Genomic DNA, 3687 nt, shown 5'->3' with positions numbered 1-3687 from the left:
CGTCTCCGCCGCGGCCCGGCTCATTTGCATCGCTGGTCCCAAGGATGGTGAGGAGTTTGCCCTGTCCGAGGAGGAGTACGTCATCGGTCGAGCGACCGATAACGCCATCTGCATCCCGGACACCTCCGTGTCCCGCAAGCACGTCATGGTGCGGAAGTCGGGAGCGGGTTGGGCGGTCAGCGACCTGGGCTCCGGCAATGGGACGCTCGTCAACGGCGACGTCGTCAGCGACGAGACGCCGCTGGCCAACGGTGACGTCATCACGTTGGGCGACACGGAGCTGCGCTTCGAGGACGTGGCCAACTCCACGATGATGGTCGGCGCGCCGGCCCCCGGTCCGCGCCCCCGTCCGGCGGCCTCTGGCAGCCGCGGCGCGGTGCCGCCCCGTCCGGGGCCTCGCGTCGAAGGTGGCCGCGTGCGCAGCTCGCGCGCGACGGCGGCCTCGGCGCCCACCCCCGAGGAGCTGAAGAAGAAGAAGCTCATCAAGCTGGGCGCCGCGGGCGCGGTGCTGGTGCTGTTCGCGGGCCTGGGCGTGGTGCGGATGAACGTCCAGAAGCAGCAGGCGGTCGCCGCGGAAGAGGCCCGTCAGGGCAAGAACCACCGGGAGCGGCTGGGCAGCCTGTTCCAGGACGCGAAGAACCTGGTGCGCGAGGGCAAGTGGGTCGAGGCGAAGGCGAAGCTGGAGGAGCTCCAGACCGAGGCCCCGGAATACCCGGGCGTGGCGGACTACCTCGGGCACGCCGCGCGCGAGATTCCCGTCCAGGAGAAGCTGACGGCGGCCAAGGAGGCCCTGTCGAAGAAGGAACTGGGCAAGGCCGGCACGCTGCTGGCCGGCGCCGGAGAGAGCCAGTTCCTCTACGAGCAGGTGAACGAGACGAAGCGCGCGCTGTCGGAGGCCGCGGACACGCGCACGCGCGAGGCGCGCAAACTGCTGGATGAGAACCAGCTCGACATGGCCAAGGCCATCACCGACGACATCCTGGTGGCCTTCCCGGAGCACCGCGACGCCAAGCTCATCAACGAGCAGGCGGCGCAGGCCATCGTCGTCCGAGACACGCCCAAGCCCGTCATCCAGGGACCGGCCCCCAAGCCGTGGGAGCCCGCCGTCGACCGCTTCCGTGACGGCGACATGTCCGGCGCGGTGGCCATCCTCAACGCGTGCATGGCGCGCAACGCGCAGTGCAAAAAGCTGCTGGGGCAGATGACGGAGTTCGGCAATCTCTACAAGCGGCTGGAGGACCTGGACGCCCGCGGCCTGTCGAAGCTGATGTCGCTGGACAAGGGCATCACCGGCGGCCGTCCCAGCAAGATGGCGCGCAACGCGGGCACGCGGGCGGCCACCATCTTCTACAAGGGCGCCACCGCGGCGAAGGCGGCGGGGCAGTGGAGCCGCGCCATGGACTACTCGCGCAAGGCGCTGCAGGCGGACCCCGGACACGCGGGCGCCACCAACATCATCAGTGAGCTGAAGGCGAAGGCGAAGGACGTCTACCTCCATGCCTACTCCCTGAAGGACGGGAGCCCCGATGAGGCCCTGCCCAAGTTCAAGGACGTGGTGGCGATGACGCCTCCCGACGACGAGTACCACGAGAAGGCGAAGACCTGGGTCGAGAAGCTGTCCCGATGACCCGGCGCAAGGTGGGAGGCGGCACGCCGCCGCCAGTGGGCCAGCAGGGTGACCTGTTCGGCAGTGGCGCCTCCCCCTCCCGTGCGGCGCGGAAGGCCGCGGCGCCGCCGAAGCCGCCACCGCCTCCGGTGGACGCGGACGGCACCTCGCTGCTGGGGCCCATGGACGGCGCGCCGCCTCCGCCGCCCAGGCCCGAGCGCGTGGTGCTGTCGGTGGGCGAGCTGACCCGCCAGCTCAAGCAGACGCTGGAGTCGCGCTTCGCCCGCGTCATCGTGCGCGGCGAGGTGACGGGCTTCCGTGGGCCCAACGCGCGGGGGCACTGGTACTTCTCGCTGAAGGACGCGGGCGCGGCCATCGACGCGAAGGTGTGGGCCTCCATGGCGGCCCGCCTGCGCTTCGCGCTGCGCGACGGCATGGAGGTGATTGCCGAAGGCAGCGTGGACCTGTACGAGCCGCAGGGCCGCTACAGCCTCATCGTCCAGCGGCTGGAGCCGGTGGGCGAGGGCGCGCTGGCGCTGGCCTTCGAGCAGCTCAAGGAGCGGCTGGCCCAGGAGGGGCTCATCGGTCCCGGGCGCGTGCGGCCCCCCAGGCCGTTGCCCTCCCTGCCTCGGCGGATTGGCGTGGTGACGAGCCGCACCGGCGCGGCGCTGCAGGACTTCCTGCGCGTGCTGCATTCGCGCAACCCTCGGCAGAGCGTCCTGGTGGCGGACGCGCGGGTGCAGGGCGAAGGCTCCGCCGTGGAGGTGGCTCGCGCCATCGAGCGGCTGGCGCGCACGGACGTGGACGTCATCGTGGTGACGCGCGGTGGTGGCTCGGTGGAGGACCTCTGGACCTTCAACGAGGAGCGGGTGGCCCGCGCCATCTTCGCCTCGCCGGTGCCGGTGGTGTCCGCCATTGGCCACGAAATCGACTTCACCATCTCCGACTTCGTGGCGGACCTGCGCGCGCCCACGCCCAGCGCCGCGGCGGAGCGACTGGCGCCGGTGCTGGCCGACCTGGAGCTGACGCTGGCCACGCAGGCGGGCCGTCTGCGGCGCGCCATGGAGCGCCGGGTGCTGGAGCTGCGCGAGGAGCAGGGCCAGCTCGCGTCGCGGCTGGAGGACCCCCGGCGAGCCATCAACCACCAGCGGCTGCACCTGTCCGAGCAGGTGGAGTCGATGATGCGCGTGCTGCGGCCGGCCGTGCGCGGGCACCGCGAGGCGCTGCGGTCGCTGACCGAAAGGCTGCAGCGGGCGCGTCCCCAGGCGCGCCTGGGCGAGCAGCGGGCGCACCTCTTGAAGCTCGCCATGCGGCTGTCGGAGGCGGTGCGGGCAGGTGTGGCGACGCGGCATGGCGCGCTGGCGACGGCACGGCTCGGGCTCGAGCGGGCGTCGCCCGTGGCCCAGGTGTCCCGCGAGCGTGCCCGGCTGGCCGCACACCGGGCGCGGCTGCTGGCGCTCCAACAGGCGACCCTGGCGGATGCCCAGAAGCGTTTCCAGCGTCTGGAGGGACGTCTGGACGCCATGAGTCCGTTGAAGGTGATGTCGCGCGGCTATTCGGTGGTGTTCCGACAGCGCGATGGCGCGGTGGTCCGCACGGGCGCGGACGTCCAGGTGGGAGAGCGCCTGGGGCTGAAGCTCGCGTCGAACGGGGCGAAGTCGCTCGGGGGATGTGAAGAAATCGAAGCCACCGTCACGGCGGTGAAAGGGCCGGTGGACTGCTGACGGGCCACCCTCTAGAGTCCCGCGCCCCACACGGGGAGGTGGATGGAAGTGGCGAAGTCGGACAAGGCGCCCAAGGCGGACAAGGTGGCGGAGGCCGAGGTCCCCGAGCAGTACGGGGATGTGGTCTCCCGGCTCGAGGACACGGTGGGCCGACTGGAGAGCGGCAACCTCTCCCTGGAGGACTCGCTCAAGGCCTTCGAGGAAGGCATCCGGCTGGTGCGCCGGGGTGAGAAGCTGCTCACCGAGGCGGAGCAGCGCATCGAACAGCTCCTGCTGGATGAGGACGGAAACGACGTGGTGGCGCCCCTGTCGGTCGCCGCGCGTCCGGCGGCACCCGCGCCCGCGGCCCCTCGGGCC

Annotated in this window: 3 protein-coding genes; all 3 read left to right on the top strand. The window is 71.6% G+C overall.

The window, feature by feature from the left end; translation table 11 throughout:
- Positions 1-1627: FHA domain-containing protein (locus G4D87_RS35170; protein WP_240358863.1), on the top strand; the 1627-nt coding region annotated here is incomplete at its 5' end.
- Positions 1624-3330, top strand: coding sequence for an exodeoxyribonuclease VII large subunit (gene xseA, locus G4D87_RS35165; protein ID WP_163787065.1), 1707 nt, complete (start codon positions 1624-1626; stop codon positions 3328-3330). The genes G4D87_RS35170 and xseA, both read left to right, overlap by 4 nt.
- 42 nt (positions 3331-3372) lie before the next feature.
- On the top strand, positions 3373-3687 hold a 315-nt coding region (xseB, locus tag G4D87_RS35160; RefSeq protein ID WP_163787063.1), incomplete at its 3' end, for an exodeoxyribonuclease VII small subunit.

The sequence above is a fragment of the Myxococcus vastator genome (assembly GCF_010894475.1).
In the GTDB taxonomy this organism is placed as follows: Bacteria; Myxococcota; Myxococcia; order Myxococcales; family Myxococcaceae; genus Myxococcus; species Myxococcus vastator.
The sequence above is the reverse complement of the archived record's forward strand: the minus strand, read 5'-3'. Positions and strand labels throughout refer to the sequence as shown.